The organism is Aureibaculum sp. 2308TA14-22, assembly GCF_040538665.1.
GTDB lineage: Bacteria > Bacteroidota > Bacteroidia > Flavobacteriales > Flavobacteriaceae > Aureibaculum.
In genome coordinates this window covers 2821910-2842563 of record NZ_JBEWXT010000001.1, presented here as the reverse complement: position 1 = coordinate 2842563, position 20654 = coordinate 2821910, and the positions used below count along the sequence as shown (strand labels likewise).

Sequence of the window (20654 nt, the reverse complement as noted above, 5' to 3'; positions counted from 1 at the left end):
AGTATACATTTACTTAAGATCTTTTTTTCTCAAAAGAGCTTCAAGGAAATAATAATCGGCATACGAAATTGGACCATCCATTTCATCATCCTTAGGGCCATTTCCAGTACTGTGATCTAGAATGAAAGGTGCATCAATATCTTTAGCTAAGAGGTAATTAGTCGATAGCAAAGTGTTTAATACCTTATTGGCAAAATCGAGATAGGTTGTGTTTTTTGTATAATTATGCATTTCAAATAAAGCAGAAGTTATAATTGTCGCTGCGGAAACATCTCTGGGTACGTTTGGAATATCAGGATGATTAAAATCCCAATAAGGAATACCATCTTCAGGCAAATTAGGGTGTTCCATAAAAAACTTTGCAGTAGCTTCTGCTTGTGCAAGGTATGCAGGATTTTTAGTATATCTATACGCCATTGTATATCCATAGATAGCCCAACTTTGCCCTCTAGCCCAGGAGGATTCATCGTTTATTCCCTGATGGGTAACTTTCATTTTAACACTGCCGTTAATAGTATCATAAACAACTACATGGTTGGCACTATTATCTGCCCTAAATTGATTTTTTAACGTTGTATTAGCATGCGTTATTGCAAGTTTATGATAGATACTATCTCTCGATATTTTTGTTGCTTCAAATAGCAATTCCAAATTCATCATATTATCAATAATTACGGGAAATTCCCAAATATCCTGATTAAAATCCCATGACCGCAATGAACCCACATTTTTGTTGAAACGGGTAAGCAGTGTATTTGCACTAGTAATTAAAATATCTTTATAGCTTTCATTATTTGTTACTTCATAACCTTCACCAAAACTGCAATACATTTTAAAACCCATATCATGGGTACCACCATTGAATTTTTGGTCTTCCATATTGGTAGTCCATTTAGTAGCTTTTTCTTTATAGACATCATTATCAGTCAGTTTATACAATTGCCATAAACTGCCTGGAAAAAATCCGCTGCACCAATCTTTGGAAGGTACTTCTCTTACTTCTCCAGTTTTTGCATCCATGCTCCTAGGGAAACCATCTTTTTTAACAGGGTAGTCTAATATCTTTTGATACCTTGTTGCTAAGAGTGAATCTATATCAATCGATTCATTCGCATTATTCTCTTTGGTAGAATTTTTACAAGAAGTGAAAAATAAGGTAATGCAGAGTAATAATTGTATTGTTATTGAAACATTTTGATTTTTCCGATTATTGCCCATATAGTTCTAGAATTAAAATTTTTGAAGCGGATATTTGATTCTTTTATATTTTCATTTAAATGTAAGTAAATTTTAGTCAATAAAAAAAGGCGTATAACTCTTTACAAGTATATACGCCTTTTAATTCAACTAACTCAAATAATATTTTCTTATCCTAATACCTTAGGTAACTAAATTTATTAAGACTTAGTTAGCAAGATTAGGATTTCTATCTATCTCATCTTGTGGTATTGGTGTATCGTAATCTACAGAAGAATTCCAGTCCGGTTTTTCTCCTTCGTAACCAGTAGCACTAAAGACTTGGTCACCTAACTGTCTTCTCTTAATGTCATACCATCTTTTACATTCAAAAGCAAATTCCATTCTACGCTCTTCTAGTACATCAGCAACAGTTATTGAAGTAAGGTCCGCAGGAACTGCACTTGGTGCAATAGTTTCTGCTACATATCCTCCGTTTGTAGATTCACCACCATTTCTCGCTCTTCCTCTTACTTCATTTAAAAGATCTAAAGCGTCCACAGCACCTATTTCTACACCTGCTTCTGCAGCAATTAACAATACTTCTGCATAGCGTATCATAGAGTAATTATGACTTGTTGCTCTTTTATTTCCTCTGGCATATTCTCCAGGAAAGCGTATATATTTAGCTATGTATGGTGCGTTAACAGCATGCTCGTGTCCACTACTCTGAAAATTTGTATAATCTACAGTAGTATCATTAATTAAAGCTTCTGTTTGGAAACTAACACGTGTTCTATAATCGTCTGGATCAAAAGAATCGTATACAGCCATAGTAGGAGTTGCAACCGACCAACCTCCATTTCCACCATCATTATCACCTCTTATGCCCGTCATAGGAGCTATTTGGTCATAAGCATTATCAGGAGCTTCATTATTATTATAATCTAATACAAAGATTGGTTCTGGTGAACCGTCAATTTTATTTGCATTAAATAAAGTCTGAAAATCAGGATCTAAATCTACTCCATAAGTACCTTTATTGGTGATTACCTCTTTGGCTTTATCATAAGCCATTTGAAAATCAGGACTTCCCGAGTTGTTACCCGCCCTCGTTAAATATACTAATGCTAAATATGACTTTGCAGCTGCTTTGGAAGGTGTTGCTCTTGTAGATACTGTATTCGGCAACCACTGCTCAGCATATTCCAAATCTGAAATAATTCTTTCGTATACTTCAGCTTCTGGAGTATTACTTAAATTAGTAGCGGCATCTATATCAGAAACAGGAGAATCTAAATAAGGAACATCACCAAATAGTCTTACCAAATGAAAATAATAAAATGCTCTTGCAAAATATGCTTGTGCAATCACTGGGTTTTTAGCATCCTCATCTGCATCTACTTGTTCAGCTCCTGCAATAGCGTTATTGGCAGCAGCAATTCCTAGATAAATTCTTGTCCAAGGATCAAATACCATTTCATTATCTCCTGTAATAGTATGCATATTCATCTCTACCCTTCTTGTTTGAGTAGAATTAAGATTTACCATATCAGAACGTAACATTAGTGCTACAGATAGTTTTCTTCCCCAAACCTCTTCATTAATCGCATGCGTAAAAGAAGCATTTACAGCTAATTGTATATCTTCTGGAGTTGAGAAGAATCCTTCTGGAGACAATAACCCTACAGGCTCTTCTTCTAAGTCGGAACATCCTATTATTGATAATCCTAGTATCAATAAAAATATATATTTTGTTTTTTTCATTTTATATGTTTTTATAATATTTCTTAAAATGTTAAATTAAGGCTGAAACTTACCGATTTAACCGTTGGGTAATTTCCAAAATCAAAACCTCTAACAGTATTACTCGCTGTGTTGTTATTTCCAGCAGAGCCATAGTAATTAACTTCAGGATCTAAACCAGAGTAATCTGTAATTGTAAATAGGTTTTGTGCACTTACTGACAGTCTCAATTTTTCCATACCAAACTTTTCAACCACTTCAGGAGCAAAGTTATAACCTAAAGCTATATTTTTTAATCTAATATAACTTCCATCTTCGACAAAACGTGAAGAAATTTCTCTAAAGCTATTATTTCCTACACGAGGTTGATCTGTGTCTGTGTTTGTTGGTGTCCACGCATTATTAAAATAATCGTAAGTAGTATTAGCATCACCATTTGCTAACTGCACATTTGTCATGTTAAAAATTTCGCCACCTTGAGAACCTTGAAAAAAGATGTTTGCATCAAAGTTTTTATAGCTAAAGCTATTTGTAATACCCCATGTGAAATCAGGGTTTGGATTACCAATAATTTGTCTATCATCATTAGTGATATCACCACTATTATCTATATCTAAAAATAACGGGTCACCAGCTACACCACCCGCTATGGTAGCAGTGCCAGTTGGTAAAGCACCACCTTGATAAACACCTGCATAATCAAATCCATAAAATAACCCTACTTCTTCACCTTCTCTTAAGATAGCATTGTTGCTAACACTAAAATAACTTGGAGCACCATTTTGAAAATAATCATCACCGTTTATTAAGGTTTCGACCGTATTTTTGTTTTTAGCGAAAACTAAATCTGTAGTCCAACTAAAATTGTCGTTAGAAATATTTCTAGTATTTAGAGAAACTTCAAACCCTTTATTGTTAATCTCTCCAACATTCTTTAATATTTCATCATTGTAGAAACCTAAATACCACGGTAGACCTCTATCAATCATAATTAAATCTTTAGTATCGATATTATAGTAATCTAAAGAAAGAGATACTCTATTATTGTACAACCCTAAATCTAAACCAATGTTTGTTTGGTAAGACGATTCCCATTTTAAATCTGGGTTAGAAGGTTGGTTTGGTGTAACGGCTGGTACCGTTATACCATTGTTAGAGGCATAAATACTCGCCAAGCTTGCTAAAGATTCGTAAGCACCAATTGATGGGTTACCAGTAACACCATAACTAGCTCTTAGTTTTAAATTAGAAATGGTTTCACTGTCTTGTAAAAAGCTTTCATTAGAGATTTTCCAACCTATAGCTGCTGAAGGAAAAATAGCATATTTTTCATTTTCAGCAAAGTTAGAAGCTCCGTCTCGTCTTACTGTAGCAGTAAATAAATATTTATCGTCCCAATCAAAATTTACCCTACCAAATTGAGATTGGATTTCTGTATCGTTTGTATAAATATCACCAGACTGACCGTTTATTAAAGTTGTAGCAGTCCATAAACCGTAGTAAGAAAAAGAATCTGAAATAGTTCCAGTACCTTCGCTATAAAACCCTTTTCTAGTTGTTTTTTGATACGAATAACCAGCCAATAAAGTTAAATCTCCTTTCCCTATTTCTTTAGTATACGTTAAGTAATTTTCACTCAAGATGCCTCTAGTTTTATCTTCCGTTATAATAGCTCTTCCGCCAACACCTCCAGCAGAAACTTGCAAAGTACGAGGCAAATAAAGTCCTCTAAAATCGTTACGACTACTTAAACCAAAGGTTGTTTTAAAAGTAAGGCCTTCTATAATTTCATAATTTGCATAAAAGTTTGCTCTGAATCTTTCCGTTTCTGTGTCATCATCCCTTTGAGTGGCAACAGCCCATGGATTATCAACTTGATCCCCTATTCTATCGTTTATTGAAAAGGATCCATCATCATTAAAAATGCCTTGGTCAGAAGGAAATCGCATTGCTAAAGCCACAACATCATCACCACCAGCACCAACACCGTTTGCACCTGTTGATTGCGTGGCAACGCCATTTTTCTTACTTAACGCACCAGTTAAATTAAGCCCCAGTTTTAATTTATCGGTTACTTGTGCATCTAAATTTGATAAGAAATTTACTCTTTCATAACTAGAATTAACAAGAATACCATCTTGTTGAAAATAAGTACCAGAAGCATAATAGTTTACTTTTTCAGAACCTCCTGAAAAAGATAGTTGATGATTTTGAGTACTACCTGATCTATAAATCTCGTCTTGCCAATCTATATCCGCTGATCCTTGAGGAAAAGGAGTAGTGTTGCCTTGATTTGCTCTTATCTGGTTTTGGTAATCTACAAAATCACTTGCATTCAATAAATCTAAACTATTTGCAGTATTTTGAACAGCATATGTAGAATTTAATTCAACATTTAATTTGCCACTTCTACCTTTTTTAGTAGTTACCAAAATAACACCGTTAGATCCTCTAGAACCATAAATAGCGGTTGCAGAGGCATCTTTTAAAACCTGTAAGGATTCAATATCCCCTGCTTGGGGCATAGCAGCACCTACAAAACCATCTACAACAATAAGCGGGGAACTACTTGCATTAATAGAGGTATTACCTCTAATAGAAATGCTAATAGGAGCACCAGGCTCACCACCATTATTAGATTGTACGACTACACCAGCGGCACGTCCTTGAAGTGCTTGTTCAGCATCTAATACTGGAAAAGCAGTTAATTCATCCGATTTTACAGAAGAAACTGAACCTGTTACATCACTTTTCCTACGAGCACCATAACCAACTACGACAACTTCATCCAATTCTGCGGCATCTTCCACTAACACCACATTAATAGTTGTTTGATCTGAAACGGTAACGTTTTGAGTAACATACCCAATAAATGAAAATTGAAGCACATCTCCTTTATTTGCTTCAATTTCATAAACCCCATCGAAATCTGTTGTTACACCTTTAGTAGTGTTCACAATTAACACAGTTGCACCTGGAATGGGTGTCTGATCTTTAGCATCTGTTACTGTACCAGTAACAGTGATGCTTTCTTGAGCATTTACAATTGTTGCCGCAAAGAGCAGAAATATCAAAAAGTAAGCCCTGACTAATTTCACTTTGTTTTTCGTCATAATTATTTAACTTAAGTTAGTATTTAATTGGTGAACCAAACTGGTGAACCAAACTGGTTCGCCAAATATATTATAATTTTTTAGTTAAAAAAAATAATATTATATTTATTTTAAAGACAAATTTAATATGCTTAGAAGCATTAAAAATTCAAAAGGATACAACTAAACATCCAAAGCAGTTTTTTTACTTTTTAAAGAAGTTTAGAATTGACTTAATAAAGAAGAATTAAAAAATATTTGTTTTATAAAATGTATTTGTAATAAAAAATAACAAGCTAATTAATTGAACAAAATGTAGATGGCTTTTCAGAATAAGAAATCATGTGTAAAGAAACTTAGCATATTTACCTGACCGTCTTCTTTTTAGTTGATAATAATATAAGGAGGGTGATTTTGTAAGTGAAGTGATCTCGATAGGATTATTTTATAATCCTGAATAAACTCCTATCTTTATAATACAAAGTCCAATCGCAAAAGCGATTGTTTTTTAATTCTATTGCACTTTCAAAAGCTTTTGCTTTTGACATTACATAAAACTAAAAATCCATTCCAAAAGAGGAATGGACTTTGTGCTCTATGTGACCTCGACAGGATTCAAACCTGTAATCTCTTGAGCCGTAATCAAGTGCATTATTCAGTTATGCTACGAGGCCATTTTTAATGGGAGGCAAATATATTTCTTTTTTTAAGTTAATAAAAGAATATGGACAACAAATTTAAAGTCCTAAATCCGTTTTGAAATTTTCAAGAATAGGCTTTGCTTTTTCTAGGTCTTCTTGATAGATAAACAATTGTACTTGAGATGGAGAACCTCCATAAAAACCTGATCGTAAGCCTGATTCAAAATTATTTTTTACCAAAGAAGGTATTTGTTGGTCGTCTAAATCTAATTGTAAACGTTGAATTTGAATTAACGAACCTGTAAAGAATTTTATATGTTTTGAATTATCGTCCATAAGAGATGGTTTTGAGTAAAGATACAAAAGTTTAATCTGAATCTAAACTGTTTTTAGTAACATAATACCGCCAACCAATTAAAGTCAATTGTGCCTTGGTGGCTTTATCCATATCAAAATCATTTTTTGATAAACTAGGTAGCAACCATTTGTTTAGTCTAGCCAATATTTTGAAAAACTTTTTCTTCACAATACAAAATTAAACAAAAAAGCTCCCTGTAAAACAGAGAGCTAAACAAATTGAGTTAAATATCTTATATTATTCTTTTTTTAAGGTAATTTCAATAACTCCATTTTTCCCCTTGTCTCCATATTTTTCTTCGGCTTTTTTACCTTTTATAATATTCATACTTTTAATTTTATTAGGACTAAGTTTGTCTATTTCTTTTTTTGTTATTTCTTCGCCATTCAAAATGTATATAGGTTCATCTTTACCCGAGGCTTGTATTTTTAATTTGCCCCAAGATTCTTCGTCACCCTGATCAATTATAACTTCATATGCATCTTCATGCTCTCCATCTTCGTCTTCTTCATTTTCAATAATTATTTTTTTGGATTGAATTTTTACTGTATCTCCATCTTTGGTTACCCAAATTTTGGTAGATTTATTTTCCTCGCTATCCCCGTCATCGGAGATAAATACATAACTTTTACCCTTGCCTTTTTGTTTTATTATTTTCTTTTTTCCTTCTTTGGAAAAAGCATAACCACGAGAATAGTTGGAATTAGACGATCCTATACTTAAGCTATTGTTTTCACTATCATATTCTATTTTAATTGGGTTAATACCTTCGTTTTCATCAGCTGAATATGAGGCTGAAGTTTTCCCGTTATTGGCCTTGGCATCAATTTTAATGGACGTTATTTCGTTGTCTTTGTTTCTTTTAATTCCTTTAAATTCAACTTTAAGCCCTTTTTCTGCAAAAGATTTACTGATCTTGTCTAAATCATCCGAATGAGTTGTTTTGGTTAAAATCATTGCATGAATTTCAACTTTTTTGACAATGGTCTTGTGTTCTTTTTCTTTCTCTTGGGCAATTGTTTTTGTGTTAAATGCGAAAATAAAAGCTATAAGTAAGGGAAGTACTAGTGCAAATTTCAACTGCGATTTTCTATTTGATTTTTCTGAATGTAACATGAGTATTCGTTTTTTTAAGAATGAATTATAAAAGTTATTGGCCAATGCCATTTGATAATTAGGCGTGCTTGTTTTTACTAATAATTTTTGATAGGATTGTTGTGATTTTGATATGTTGAACACATGATTATCCGTTAAAAATTCTAAATTTTGTTGTACAGCTTTTTTATATAACCAAGCAAACGGATTAAACCAAAAAACAATTTGAAATATATTGGTAAGCAGAGTGTCTATAGAATGCCATTGATTTACATGGGTTTTTTCATGATTAAGCACATGGCTAATTTCTTCTACGGTAAAATTACTTTTGTTGTAAACTATAAAATTTAAAAATGAAAAAGGAGAGATTTCCTTATCGGTTTCTACCAATTTATACCTTCCCTGTCTGGTTATTTTATGACTTGTCAATAATTTTCCCAGAGAAAATAACTGAAGAATAAATTTAAAACTAAAAAAAACGATACCAGCAAAATATAAAATCATTAAAAGGTTAAACCAATCAAACTTTTGTGCTACATATGTATTCGTAGTTTGCATACCCTCTACAACATACCCATTAAAATTTGATACAGCTTTTTCTACATAAACAGGAATTTCAATTAAAGGTATTGCAATAATAATTACTAACCCTAACAAAAAATAACCACGTATCGCTTTAAAAAAAGTTTCGTTTTTTAAAACTAGACTATAAAACAACCACAGTAAAATAACCAATCCGTTGGCCTTTAAAAAATATTCCATCGTCTTAGTTGTTTTTAGCTTCGATTATGCTGATAATCTCTCTTAATTCATCTGCACTTATCTTTTCTTCTTTAGCAAAAAATGAAACGACGCTTTTATATGAATTTTCAAAATAATTATCAATAGCATTAGAAAAATAACGCTTTCTGTATTCTTCTTTTGAAATTTTTGGATAATACCTATGTGTATTACCAAAAGCCTCATGATCTATAAAACCTTTATCTTCCATTTTACGTATTACGGTAGAAACGGTATTGTAGTGTGGTTTAGGCTCAGGTATTTCGGCTATTACCTCTTTAACAAAAGCTTTTTCAAGCTTCCATAGAACCTGCATAAGTTCCTCTTCTTTAGTAGTAAGTTTTTCCATTTACCTTATAATTTAGGCAAATGTAAACTATTAATTTAGTTTTGTAACTATAAAAATAGTTATTTAATAAATTTTTAACACGTTTTGCGGTTAATGGTTAATTATGAAATCTAGTGGTATATTTGCGACAAATTGAAAAATATGAGCATTTTTTATTTAATAGCTGGATTTATATTATTGGTAGTTGGAGGTGAATTTTTAGTTAGATCTTCAGTTGGTCTTTCTTTTAAACTGAACCTTTCTAAAATGGTAATTGGTATGACGGTAGTATCCTTTGCTACCTCAGCACCAGAATTATTGGTTAGCTTGCAAGCTGCTCTAACAGGTTCTCCTGCTATTGCAATTAATAATGTTGTCGGATCTAATATTGCAAACATTGCTTTGGTATTAGGAGTTACAGCTTCAATAGGAGCTATTGGGGTCGATAAGTCTTTTTATAGGCTAAATTGGCCAGTAATGGTATTTTTTTCCTTGTTGCTGTATTATTTTCTTCAAAATGATAGTATACTTACACTTGTTGAAGGTGTCATATTATTTGGCGGACTTATTCTATTTTTAATCATATTAATCAGAGGTGCTAAGAAAGATACCGTTATTGAAGAAGTAGACGAAAGTTTGGCTACGGTTTCTAACTTGAAAATATTTGGATGGTTAGTTATTGGATCAGCTTCACTTTATTTTGGTAGTGTATGGTTAGTTGAAGGAGCCAAAGCTATTGCAGCATCAATTGGTGTTAGCGAAGGAGTAATTGGTGTTACTGTAATTGCAATTGGGACTAGTGTCCCTGAGTTGGCTGCATCGGTTATTGCAGTAGTTAAAAAAGAGAAAGCAATATCTTTGGGTAATTTGATTGGATCTAATATATTCAATATTGGTTCGGTATTAGGTATTACATCTATAGTTAAACCAATTCCTGTAACAGAACCAAAAATACTTTCAAATGATATTTTTTGGATGTTAGCGATAGCGATAGTGCTTCTACCATTAGTTTTCTTGCCAAAAAAGTTAGAAATATCCCGTTACAAAGGGTTAATACTATTATTAGCATATATCATTTTTATATACCTTTCCTTTAAGGTATCTTAAATATTTGAGGGTGTATTTTGAATTTTAATTAAAAATAAAGTTTTACCCCTATTTTTTTAGGGGGCACAACCCTTTAAAACAATATTTTTTTTATTTTTGCTACTTAAAAATCAAAATAATTGTAAAAAATGGCAGAAATTAGATTCAATGCTTTAAAAGAAGCTTTAAATAGAAAACCAGTTGAGGTTGATGAGAGCATAAAGCGTTCTGAGTTATTCGGACAAAATGTGTTTAACGAAAATACAATGCGTCAGTATTTAACCAAAGAAGCTTACAAAGGTGTTAAGAGTGCTATAGAGCACGGTACAAAAATTGATAGGAAAATTGCAGATCAAGTAGCTGCTTCAATGAAAGACTGGGCTTTATCTAAAGGTGTAACGCATTATACGCATTGGTTTCAGCCGTTAACCGGAGGTACAGCTGAAAAGCATGATGCCTTTTTTGAAACAGTTGGTAATGGCATGGCTATTGAAAAGTTTGGAGGATCTGAGTTGGTACAACAAGAACCAGACGCTTCCAGTTTCCCTAATGGCGGAATTAGAAATACTTTTGAGGCAAGAGGATATACTGCTTGGGACCCAACTTCTCCTGCATTTATATACGGTACGACTTTATCTATTCCTACAATATTTGTGGCCTATACGGGTGAGGCCTTAGATAATAAAACTCCATTACTTAGAGCATTGCAGGCCGTTGATAAATCCGCTACGGCAGTTTGTAAGTATTTTGATAGAAATGTAAAAAAGGTTACCTCTTCTTTAGGATGGGAACAAGAATATTTTTTAATTGACAAATCATTAGCAATTTCAAGACCAGACATTATTTTAACAGGACGAACTTTATTGGGTCATTCTCCTGCTAAGGGACAACAATTAGATGATCATTATTTTGGATCTATACCTACAAGAGCCCTCAACTTTATGCGTGATTTGGAAACTGAATGTATGTTATTAGGTATTCCCGTAAAAACACGTCATAATGAAGTAGCTCCCAATCAATTTGAATTGGCACCTATTTATGAAGAGTCTAATTTAGCAGTTGACCATAATTCATTGCTCATGGACGTAATGGGCAAGGTTGCTTCACGTCACCATTTTAAAGTGCTATTTCATGAAAAGCCATTTGCAGGTGTAAATGGTTCGGGTAAACATAATAACTGGTCACTTTCTACCGATACAGGTGTAAACTTATTGGCTCCTGGAAAAACGCCGATGAGCAATCTACAGTTTTTGACCTTCTTTGTGAATACCATAAAAGCAGTTTGCGATAATGAAGAGTTGTTAAGAGCTACTATTGCTTCTGCAAGTAATGATCACAGATTAGGTGCAAATGAGGCACCACCAGCTATTATTTCGGTATTTATTGGTGAGCAACTAACAAAAGTTTTAAAGGAGTTGGAAAGTGTAACCAATGGTAAGCTTTCTCCACAAGAGAAAACGGATTTAAAACTGAATGTAGTTGGTAAGATTCCTGATGTATTATTGGATAATACAGATAGAAACAGAACTTCGCCATTTGCCTTTACGGGAAATAAGTTTGAGTTCAGAGCCGTAGGTTCTACTGCGAACTGTGCTATACCAATGACGGTTTTAAATACAATAGTAGCCAAACAACTAAAGGATTTTAAAGTAGAAGTTGACGCTTTGATCAAAAAGAAAGACTTGAAAAAAGATGAAGCTATATTTAATGTGCTAAGAGAGTATATTAAAGCTTCCAAAAGGATATTGTTTGAAGGAAACGGTTATGGTGAGGAATGGGAAAAAGAAGCTAAGAAAAGAGGATTGAGCAATAATAAAACCACTCCAGAAGCTTTAAAAGCTCAAATTTCTAAAAAAACGGTTGATTTATATGACGAAATGGAGGTAATGAGTAAAATTGAAATAGAAGCTAGACATGAAATAGAGTTAGAAGAATATACTATGCGTATTCAAATTGAAGGTAGAGTTTTGGGTGATATTGCTAGAAATCATGTTATTCCAACAGCTGTACAATATCAAAACACATTAATAGAGAATGTACAAGGGCTTAAAGAAATTTTTGAGCACGACTACAAAAAAGTGGCTGGTGAGCAAATTGAATTGATTAAAGAAATTTCTTTGCATATTGCTGAAATAAATTCAAATATTACAGCAATGATTGAAGAGCGTAAAAAGGCAAATAAATTAGAAGGGCAAAAGGCTGCAAATGCTTATTGTAATAAAGTAAAACCTTATTTTGATAAAATAAGATACCATTGTGATAAATTAGAAATAATGATAGATGATGAACTTTGGACTTTAACTAAATACAGAGAAATGCTTTTTACGCGTTAAGATTTCTTATAATAAAACTAAATCCCGCCTTGAGCGGGATTTTTTATATCTTTAATGAAAATTAAATCAAGATGAACAAACTAATTACCTTATTCCTCGCATTATCAACTTTTGGACTAATTGCCCAAAACCAAAAAATAGTAAAACTTATTGATGATATTGAACCACAGATGATAGAGTGGAGGAGACATTTTCATCAAAATCCTGAATTGTCAAACAGAGAGTTTAAAACTGCTGAAAAAATTGCAGAACATTTAAAGAGCTTGGGTCTTGAAGTGCAAACAGGAATTGCACATACAGGCGTTGTAGGTATTTTAAAAGGATCAAAGTCTGGGCCAACCGTTGCATTACGTGCGGATATTGATGCCTTACCAGTTACTGAAAGAACACCCGTGCCTTTTGCTTCAAAAGTAAAAAGCACCTATAATGATAAAGAAACGGGCGTAATGCACGCCTGTGGCCATGATACACATATTGCTATTTTAATGGCAACTGCCGAGGTACTCTCTAAAATGAAAAAGGACATAAAAGGCACAGTAAAATTTATATTTCAACCTGCAGAAGAAGGCACACCACCAGGCGAAGAAGGAGGGGCAAAAATGATGGTGGAAGAAGGAGTCTTGAAGAACCCCGACGTAGATGCTATTTTCGGTTTGCATATAAGTGCAGGGACGGATGTTGGTAAAATTAATTATAAAACTGGAGGAATAATGGCAGCTTCACAACGTTTTGTGGTTAAAATTAAGGGAAAACAAGCTCATGGTTCTAGTCCGTGGCAGGGCAATGATCCAATTGTTATTGCTGCTCAAATAATTAATGGTCTGCAAACCATAATTAGTAGGGATACCGAATTAACTAAGGAAGCCGCAGTTATTACTGTTGGAGTTGTAAAAGCGGGAGTCCGGTATAACATCATTCCCGAAGAAGTTGAAATGATTGGCACCATTAGAACTTTAGATTATGACATGCAAAAAAAACTGAATGCCGAAATGGAAAGGAGAGTCCCGGCTATTGCGGAGGCTTTTGGGGCAAAAGCAACTATTGAAATTGCTGAAGGCTATCCAATAACCTATAATGATGTTGAATTAACAAATAAAATGTTGCCAACGTTGCAAAAATCTGCTGGTAAAGAAAATGTCGAATTGATTAACGCTATTACTGGTGCTGAAGATTTTTCCTTTTTTCAAAAAAAAGTTCCAGGGCTTTATTTTTTCTTAGGTGGTAAACCTTTAGATGTAAAACCAGAAGATGCTTCTGACCATCATACCCCCGATTTCTTTATCGACGAAAGTGGTATGAAATTAGGCGTAAAAACCTTTGTTAATCTGACCTTAGATTATTTGAATAAAAAGTAAAGCGTAACTTCTGTTACTTAACAAAAAGAATTATTAATTACATTTGTTGCCTAAATTTTAAAGACCAAAATTATGGGATTATTTAATATTTTCAAATCGGATAAAACAGATAATGTAAGCCAGTATCTTGAAAAAGGTGCAGTTGTTATTGATGTAAGAACTGTTGCCGAATATAACGATGGACATGTAGAAGGTTCAAAAAATATTGTATTAGATACTATTCAAAATCATATTGACGAAATAAGAGCTTTTGGCAAACCCGTTATTACCTGTTGTAGAAGTGGTGCTAGAAGTGGAAATGCCGCAAATATTTTAAAGGCACATGATATTGATTGCATTAACGGAGGTCCTTGGCAAAACGTGGCAAAGCATATTGCTTAAAAAGTCTAAAACTCGATATTAGGATATTTTTTTCTAAAATTTTCCAATTTCTTTTCCGTTGCCTCCATAAACTTTTTGTGACTATCACTTATTGGATGAATGGGTCTATGTGCTAGATCTTTTTTAAGTTGGTCAACTTCTGACATTATTTTTAATGTGTTTTCCAACATAAAAGCCCTAGTAAATTTATCCCAAATATAATTGATGGCTAATTCGTTTGGATGTATCATATCTTTCTTATAAAAGCGATAATCGCGTAGGTCGTCCATCATAATCTCATAAGCAGGAAAATAAGTAGCATCGCCACCATTTACTATTTTATGAATAGCAGACAGTAAATGGGCTTTGCTTTGTTGGTTTTCTATAAAACCGTCTTTTAAATGTCGTACTGGGCTGACAGTAAAACTTATTGAGATAGTTGGGTTTACTATTTTAACGTGCTTAATAGTTGAAAGCAAACTTTTTTCTATTTCCGCTATTGAGAGTAATTCTTTTTTAAATTCCTGTTGAGGTATTTTATGGCAATTGGCAACAACAGTATTCGTTTCTAAATATCGATATACCCAAGCTGTACCCAATGTTATAAAAATATGGGTAGAAGCTTTTAAGACTTCATAAAATTCGATTACATTTTCGTTTTGCTCTTTGAATTCAGGAGTTGGTCTAGAAAACTTGGAGTGATGGTTAAAACTGTGCCATAATCCATCATGAGTAATTAGGTCGTCTTCGGTATATTGCTTTTTGTTTACAGCATCTTTAATCACGTTTTCAATAGAAACAGGATTAAATAAAATACCATTAGGATTCACAATAGTATTAAACTTATAATAATCCAACTGCTTACCAATATTATCCGAAAAACAAGAACCAATAAGAATGATATTACTATTATAAGTAATAGGATTACTCTGTTTTTGTATAGGTATTTCGGTTTTGAGTTTCATTAAGTAAGAATTGATTAGAATACTTTACAATATTTGTCATTCCGAGGCACGAGGAATCTCTTGAATTAGAAGTATGATTTTAATAGATTCCTCCTACGTCGGAATGATAGTTCAATGCTTAAACAAATCAACAATTAAACGATGTACATTTTCGCCTTTTCCAACGCGTCTTTAATCCCAGCAGGATTCTTACCACCAGCAGTTGCAAAGAAAGGTTGTCCACCACCATCACCTTGAATCAGTTTGCCAAGCTCCCTAACAATATTGCCAGCATGTAATTTGTCATTGGCAATATTTTTAGAGATATAAATAGTTAAAATAGCTTTTTCACTATTATTTGACCCCGCTATAAAAAAGAGGTCGTCAATTTCTCCACCAAGCTGAAAAGCTAAATCTTTAACACTATTGGCATTTAAATTTACTTCAGCACTAATAAAGTTTATACCATTTATTTGCTCAACTTTTTGTTTTAATTCGCTTTTAAGATTAGAAGCTTTGTCTTTTAAGAGGTCTTCTATCTGTTTTTTCAAATTAGCATTTTCTTCCTGAAGGTTTTGAAGTGCTTTAACAGGTTCTTTTGAGTTATTAAGCAAATCTTTCATTTCGTAATAAGCTCTATTGTTTTCAAAATAGAAATCTTTAACCGCATCATTGGTAATAGCTTCTATACGCCTTATTCCAGCTGCAACAGCACTTTCTGATTTTATTTTAAAATGCCAAATATCACCTGTGTTTTTTACATGGGTGCCACCACATAACTCTATCGATTGTCCAAAACGTATGGTGCGTACAGTATCGCCATATTTTTCGCCAAACAGAGCCATAGCACCATCTGATATAGCTTTATCCATGGGTACATTTCTGTTTTCTTCTAATGGTAATTTGCCTTCAATTCTTCGATTTACAAAGTTTTCTACTTCACGTAATTGTTCTACGGTAACTTTTGAAAAATGAGAGAAATCAAAACGTAAATATTTTGAATGTACTGCGGATCCTTTTTGTTCTACATGTTCTCCTAAAACCTCTCTTAATGCCTGATGTAACAAATGCGTTGCCGTATGATTGCATTCCGTTCTATAACGTTGTTTTGAATCTACAACGGCTTTAAATGTTTCATTTAAGTGTTTTGGTAAATTTTTAGTAAAATGAATGATTACATTATTCTCTTTCTTAGTATCTAATATATAAATAACATCTCCATGAATATCTTCTAAATACCCTTTATCACCTACTTGTCCACCACCTTCTGCATAAAAGGGGGTTAAATTAAAAACTAACTGATACATTTCACCATCTTTTTTAGAGGTAACTTTTCTGTATCTGGTTATTTTAACATTAGCCTCAATTGTATCATAACCTATAAATTCCTGCTCATCATCTTCTATTAAAATAGTCCAATCATCAGATTTTAATTCGGAAGCTTTTTTACCACGTTCTTGCTGTTCTTTTAATTTTTCTTGAAACTCATCGGAATTATAAGTATAGCCTTTTTCTCGTAGAATTAGGTCAGTCAAATCTTCTGGAAAACCATAAGTGTCTTTTAATTCAAACACTTTTTTACCTGATATTTCTTTAGATTTTGCTTTAGAAACTATGCCGTCAAGTAAAAGTAAACCCTGATCAAGTGTTCTTAAAAAAGAAGTTTCTTCTTCTTTAATCACATTTTCAATCAATTGTTTTTGTGTTTTTAATTCGGGAAAAGCTGTTCCCATTTTTTTAACAAGTACCTCTACTAATCGGTAGATGAAAGGTTCTTTCTTCTCTAAAAAAGTAAAACCATAACGCACTGCACGACGTAGAATTCTACGAATTACATATCCTGCTCCAGTATTACTAGGTAATTGACCATCAGCAATAGAAAATGCAACGGCTCGAACATGGTCAGAAATCACACGAATAGCAATATCTGTCTTTTCATCTTTTCCATAACTTTTATTGGTAATGGTTTCAATTTCACGAATTATTGGTGTAAAAACATCGGTATCGTAATTAGAAGTAACACCTTGTAATGCCATACAAAGTCGCTCAAAACCCATTCCAGTATCAATATGCTTTGCGGATAAATCTACCAATGAACCATCAGCTTTTCGGTTGTATTGCATAAAAACCAGATTCCAAATTTCTACAACTTGTGGATGGTCTTTATTTACTAATTCTTTGCCAGGTATTTTAGCTTTCTCTTCATCAGTTCTTAGATCAACATGAATTTCTGAACATGGACCACAAGGACCTTGAGCCCCCATTTCCCAAAAATTATCCTTTTTGTCTCCATTTATGATTCTATCCTCACTAATGTGTTTTTTCCAAAAATCGTAAGCCTCTTGGTCAAAACTCAAGTTGTCTTCTTTATCCCCCTCAAAAACGGTAACATATAGCTTGTCTATGTCAATTTTATAAACGTAGGTAAGTAATTCCCAAGCCCATGCAATAGCTTCTTCTTTAAAGTAATCACCAAAACTCCAGTTACCTAACATTTCAAATAATGTGTGGTGGTAGGTATCTATACCTACTTCCTCTAAATCGTTATGCTTACCTGAAACACGTAAGCATTTCTGGGTATCGGCTACACGTTTATCTTTAATAGTTTTTTCTCCTAAAAAGAATTCCTTAAAAGGCACCATACCTGCATTATTGAACATTAGCGTAGGGTCGTTCTTTAAAACTAAAGGTGCTGACGGAACTATTTTATGCTGTTTGTCTTTAAAAAAATCTAAAAACTGTTGTCTGATTTTTTGTGAAGTCATATGGTACTGATTATTAACAAAAAAAATTAAGTACTTTTAATTTGCAAAACATTTTGTAACTTTGTTTGTTAAGCAAATTAACAAGCGTCTTTTAATGCTACAAAAATAGCATATTTTAAACTATGGCGAAAGTAAAATATTATTACGATTCTGATACTTTATCTTATAAAAAGGTAGTATTACGAAAACGCGATAAATTTAAAAAATTCCTAGTGTTTTTTTTAGGGGCAATTTCTTTTGGTCTAATTTTTATGTTTATTTCATTTCAGTTTATTGAATCCCCTAAGGAAAAAGCTCAAAAACGTGAATTAGAAAATTTAAAATTACGTTATGGCTTGTTGGACAAAAAGATGGCACAAATTGAAAATGTTTTAGACGGCATTCAACATAGAGATAATGATATTTATCGTTTGTATTTTGAGGCAAACCCAATACCAGAAGAGCAAAGAAAAGCAGGTTTTGGTGGTGTGAACAGATATGAATCTTTGGAGGGTTTTGAAAATTCTGAAATGATAATTGATGTTACCAAAAAAATGGATATCCTATCAAAACAGCTTTATATTCAATCAAAATCTTTAGATGAGATTATTGATTTGGCAGAGGATAAGGAAAAATTATTGGCCTCCATTCCAGCAATTCAACCTGTTAAAAATGAGGACTTAACGCGTATGGCATCTGGTTATGGTTGGCGTTCGGATCCGTTTACGAAAGCACGGAAGATGCATAAAGGAATGGATTTTACTGCACCAACAGGGACTCCAGTTTATGCTTCAGGGAATGGTGTTGTGGATAGAGCAGATAATAGAGCTTCAGGTTTTGGTGAACATATAGAAATAGATCACGGCTACGGTTATAAAACAATTTATGCTCATTTAAGTAAATATAATGTAAAGAGAGGTCAGAAAGTAAAACGTGGCGATCTTATTGGTTTTGTTGGAAATACAGGAAGGTCTTCAGGACCACATTTACACTACGAAGTGCATAAAAATGGAAAACCCATTAACCCGATTAATTTCTATTACGGAAACTTAACACCAGATGAGTTTGAACAAATGTTAAAAATGGCTGCTCAAGAAGGACAATCTTTTGATTAATGAATGTAAACTTACCAGATAAAAGATATTATAAAATTGGCGAGGTTGCCAAAGCTTTTAATGTAAACGCTTCTTTAATTCGATTTTGGGATAAGGAATTTGACGTACTCAAACCTAAAAAGAATAAAAAGGGGAATAGGATGTTTACGCCTAATGATATTAAAAATCTTCAGATGATTTATCATTTGGTAAAAGAAAAAGGCTTTACACTAGATGGTGCTCGTAAAAAATTAAAATCTAAACCAGAGGAAATAAAAGGGAATTACGATATTATTTCTCGTTTAGAATCTATAAAAGGAGAACTCATAAAAATTAAAAATCAACTATAAACTGAATATCATGAAAAAATTATTGATTCCTATTATAATACTGGCTGTAATCGGATTTGCACTTTACCAATGGGCGGTTGGATTTAACAATACTGCAGTAGAGTATGAGGCCAACGCGAAAACGGCTTGGTCTGATGTAGAGAGTTCTTATCAACGTAGAAATGACTTGATTGGGAATTTGGTAAAAACCGTGCAAGGTGCTGCTGATTTTGAGAAAGAAACGTTGGAAGGGGTTATACAAGCGAGAGCAGAGGCTACCAAAACAACAATAAATGCTGGAGATTTAACTCCAGAAAATATGGCCAAATTTCAACAGGCTCAAAGCGGCTTAACTGGTGCATTGAGTAAATTAATGGTTGTGGTAGAAAGATACCCTGAATTAAAAGCCAATCAAAACTTTTTGGAATTGCAGAGTCAATTAGAAGGTACAGAAAATAGAATAAATGTTGCTCGTGATCGTTTTAACGAAAAAGTAAATATTTACGATATCCATACTACTAAATTCCCAGGCAAATTATTAGCGGGATTATTTGGATTTGACGAAATGTCTCGTTACCAAGCTGATCCAGGTTCCGAAAATGCTCCAGATGTAGATTTTGATTTTGGCAGTGATAAGAAAGAATAGTTTACTCTTCAGTTGGCAGTAAAAATATAGATTTTGGAATTTGGTGTTTGTATTTTTTTAGTGCCTAAAACTTAGTACTTAAAAATTATGTCTAAAGTAGAAGACTTTCTAACATCAGCACAAGAACAGGAGATTATTGAAGCTATACGTTCCGCAGAGCAAAATACTTCTGGTGAAATTCGTGTGCATTTAGAAAAAACTACTGATAAAGAGCCCTTAGAAAGAGCAAAAGAAGTTTTTTATTACTTAAAAATGGATGCAACAAAACAGCAAAATGGAGTGTTGTTTTATGTAGCTGTTGACGATAAAAAATTTTCCATTTTAGGTGACAAAGGAATTGATACTGCAGTGCCAAACCATTTTTGGGACAGTGTTAGAGATACTGTTATAAATCAATTTAAAAAGGGTAATTACGCTCAAGGCTTAAAGCAAGGCATTTTAGAAACGGGGCTTAAGTTAAAACACTATTTTCCTTATCAAGAAAATGATAAAAACGAATTGCCAGATTCCATATCTTTAAGCTAGTAGAATTACACTCTTCGATAAG

The 20654-nt window shown here is 33.1% G+C and carries 17 protein-coding genes and 1 tRNA gene; 8 read left to right on the top strand and 10 right to left on the bottom strand.

The features are described from left to right. Positions 1 to 9: 9 nt before the first annotated feature. The 8 genes from U5A88_RS12775 to U5A88_RS12740 all read right to left on the bottom strand — a co-directional run bounded on the left by U5A88_RS12775 (position 10) and on the right by U5A88_RS12740 (position 9237). Complete coding sequence (locus U5A88_RS12775) at positions 10 to 1218, bottom strand: glycoside hydrolase family 88 protein (RefSeq protein ID WP_354207027.1); 1209 nt, start codon at positions 1216 to 1218, stop codon at positions 10 to 12. A 186-nt stretch (positions 1219 to 1404) separates the two neighbouring features. After that, positions 1405 to 2943 (bottom strand): RagB/SusD family nutrient uptake outer membrane protein, encoded by a 1539-nt coding sequence (locus U5A88_RS12770; RefSeq protein WP_354207026.1) that lies wholly within the window; start codon positions 2941 to 2943, stop codon positions 1405 to 1407. 23 nt (positions 2944 to 2966) lie between these two features. Next, positions 2967 to 6035: a SusC/RagA family TonB-linked outer membrane protein gene (locus tag U5A88_RS12765; RefSeq protein WP_354207024.1), complete on the bottom strand. Its 3069-nt coding sequence runs from the start codon at positions 6033 to 6035 to the stop codon at positions 2967 to 2969. A 579-nt stretch (positions 6036 to 6614) separates the two neighbouring features. Further along, positions 6615 to 6688, bottom strand: a tRNA-Arg gene (locus U5A88_RS12760). A 63-nt stretch (positions 6689 to 6751) separates the two neighbouring features. Then, on the bottom strand, positions 6752 to 6991 hold the full coding sequence (locus tag U5A88_RS12755) for a putative signal transducing protein (RefSeq protein ID WP_354207022.1): 240 nt from the start codon (positions 6989 to 6991) through the stop codon (positions 6752 to 6754). A gap of 31 nt (positions 6992 to 7022) precedes the next feature. Further along, positions 7023 to 7181: an SsrA-binding protein gene (locus U5A88_RS12750; RefSeq protein WP_354207020.1), complete on the bottom strand. Its 159-nt coding sequence runs from the start codon at positions 7179 to 7181 to the stop codon at positions 7023 to 7025. Between the two features lie 69 nt (positions 7182 to 7250). After that, positions 7251 to 8870 (bottom strand): M56 family metallopeptidase, encoded by a 1620-nt coding sequence (locus tag U5A88_RS12745; protein ID WP_354207018.1) that lies wholly within the window; start codon positions 8868 to 8870, stop codon positions 7251 to 7253. Between the two features lie 4 nt (positions 8871 to 8874). Then, the gene (locus U5A88_RS12740) at positions 8875 to 9237 is read right to left on the bottom strand and encodes a BlaI/MecI/CopY family transcriptional regulator (protein ID WP_354207016.1); all 363 of its coding nucleotides are present in this window, start codon (positions 9235 to 9237) and stop codon (positions 8875 to 8877) included. A gap of 141 nt (positions 9238 to 9378) precedes the next feature. On the opposite strand from U5A88_RS12740, the gene U5A88_RS12735 reads away from it, so the two are divergent. The 4 genes from U5A88_RS12735 to U5A88_RS12720 all read left to right on the top strand — a co-directional run bounded on the left by U5A88_RS12735 (position 9379) and on the right by U5A88_RS12720 (position 14371). Next, a complete protein-coding gene (locus tag U5A88_RS12735) occupies positions 9379 to 10323 on the top strand; it encodes a calcium/sodium antiporter (RefSeq protein ID WP_354207014.1) in 945 nt (314 codons plus the stop codon). Positions 10324 to 10451: 128 nt separating this feature from the next. After that, positions 10452 to 12635 (top strand): glutamine synthetase III family protein, encoded by a 2184-nt coding sequence (locus tag U5A88_RS12730; protein ID WP_354207012.1) that lies wholly within the window; start codon positions 10452 to 10454, stop codon positions 12633 to 12635. 71 nt (positions 12636 to 12706) lie between these two features. Continuing rightward, positions 12707 to 13990: an amidohydrolase gene (locus U5A88_RS12725; protein ID WP_354207010.1), complete on the top strand. Its 1284-nt coding sequence runs from the start codon at positions 12707 to 12709 to the stop codon at positions 13988 to 13990. Positions 13991 to 14062: 72 nt separating this feature from the next. Beyond that, a complete protein-coding gene (locus U5A88_RS12720) occupies positions 14063 to 14371 on the top strand; it encodes a rhodanese-like domain-containing protein (protein WP_354207008.1) in 309 nt (102 codons plus the stop codon). Positions 14372 to 14376: 5 nt separating this feature from the next. Here the strand turns inward: U5A88_RS12720 and U5A88_RS12715 are convergent, their stop codons facing one another. Both U5A88_RS12715 and alaS read right to left on the bottom strand, forming a co-directional pair. After that, on the bottom strand, positions 14377 to 15315 hold the full coding sequence (locus tag U5A88_RS12715; RefSeq protein WP_354207006.1) for a GSCFA domain-containing protein: 939 nt from the start codon (positions 15313 to 15315) through the stop codon (positions 14377 to 14379). A 134-nt stretch (positions 15316 to 15449) separates the two neighbouring features. Further along, entirely contained in the window at positions 15450 to 18059 is a 2610-nt protein-coding gene (gene alaS, locus U5A88_RS12710; RefSeq protein ID WP_354207005.1) for an alanine--tRNA ligase, read from the bottom strand. A gap of 122 nt (positions 18060 to 18181) precedes the next feature. On the opposite strand from alaS, the gene U5A88_RS12705 reads away from it, so the two are divergent. From U5A88_RS12705 to U5A88_RS12690, 4 genes are all read left to right on the top strand, one after another. After that, a complete protein-coding gene (locus tag U5A88_RS12705; RefSeq protein ID WP_354207003.1) occupies positions 18182 to 19153 on the top strand; it encodes a M23 family metallopeptidase in 972 nt (323 codons plus the stop codon). Continuing rightward, complete coding sequence (locus U5A88_RS12700) at positions 19153 to 19482, top strand: MerR family transcriptional regulator (protein ID WP_354207001.1); 330 nt, start codon at positions 19153 to 19155, stop codon at positions 19480 to 19482. Before U5A88_RS12705 ends, U5A88_RS12700 begins: the two co-directional genes overlap by 1 nt. A gap of 10 nt (positions 19483 to 19492) precedes the next feature. Continuing rightward, positions 19493 to 20107 carry a LemA family protein gene (locus U5A88_RS12695; RefSeq protein WP_354206999.1) on the top strand — a complete coding sequence of 205 codons (615 nt, stop codon included), beginning with the start codon at positions 19493 to 19495 and terminating at the stop codon, positions 20105 to 20107. Between the two features lie 87 nt (positions 20108 to 20194). Then, a complete protein-coding gene (locus U5A88_RS12690; protein ID WP_354206998.1) occupies positions 20195 to 20632 on the top strand; it encodes a TPM domain-containing protein in 438 nt (145 codons plus the stop codon). Positions 20633 to 20654: the final 22 nt, after the last annotated feature.

Bases quoted from the DNA above. Each gene is read 5' to 3' on its own strand.
- U5A88_RS12775 (WP_354207027.1), bottom strand. From the start codon at position 1,218: ATGGGCAATAATCGGAAAAATCAAAATGTTTCAATAACAATACAATTA.
- U5A88_RS12770 (WP_354207026.1), bottom strand. From the start codon at position 2,943: ATGAAAAAAACAAAATATATATTTTTATTGATACTAGGATTATCAATA.
- U5A88_RS12765 (WP_354207024.1), bottom strand. From the start codon at position 6,035: ATGACGAAAAACAAAGTGAAATTAGTCAGGGCTTACTTTTTGATATTT.
- U5A88_RS12755 (WP_354207022.1), bottom strand. From the start codon at position 6,991: ATGGACGATAATTCAAAACATATAAAATTCTTTACAGGTTCGTTAATT.
- U5A88_RS12745 (WP_354207018.1), bottom strand. From the start codon at position 8,870: ATGGAATATTTTTTAAAGGCCAACGGATTGGTTATTTTACTGTGGTTG.
- U5A88_RS12740 (WP_354207016.1), bottom strand. From the start codon at position 9,237: ATGGAAAAACTTACTACTAAAGAAGAGGAACTTATGCAGGTTCTATGG.
- U5A88_RS12735 (WP_354207014.1), top strand. From the start codon at position 9,379: ATGAGCATTTTTTATTTAATAGCTGGATTTATATTATTGGTAGTTGGA.
- U5A88_RS12730 (WP_354207012.1), top strand. From the start codon at position 10,452: ATGGCAGAAATTAGATTCAATGCTTTAAAAGAAGCTTTAAATAGAAAA.
- U5A88_RS12725 (WP_354207010.1), top strand. From the start codon at position 12,707: ATGAACAAACTAATTACCTTATTCCTCGCATTATCAACTTTTGGACTA.
- U5A88_RS12720 (WP_354207008.1), top strand. From the start codon at position 14,063: ATGGGATTATTTAATATTTTCAAATCGGATAAAACAGATAATGTAAGC.
- U5A88_RS12715 (WP_354207006.1), bottom strand. From the start codon at position 15,315: ATGAAACTCAAAACCGAAATACCTATACAAAAACAGAGTAATCCTATT.
- alaS (WP_354207005.1), bottom strand. From the start codon at position 18,059: ATGACTTCACAAAAAATCAGACAACAGTTTTTAGATTTTTTTAAAGAC.
- U5A88_RS12705 (WP_354207003.1), top strand. From the start codon at position 18,182: ATGGCGAAAGTAAAATATTATTACGATTCTGATACTTTATCTTATAAA.
- U5A88_RS12700 (WP_354207001.1), top strand. From the start codon at position 19,153: ATGAATGTAAACTTACCAGATAAAAGATATTATAAAATTGGCGAGGTT.
- U5A88_RS12695 (WP_354206999.1), top strand. From the start codon at position 19,493: ATGAAAAAATTATTGATTCCTATTATAATACTGGCTGTAATCGGATTT.
- U5A88_RS12690 (WP_354206998.1), top strand. From the start codon at position 20,195: ATGTCTAAAGTAGAAGACTTTCTAACATCAGCACAAGAACAGGAGATT.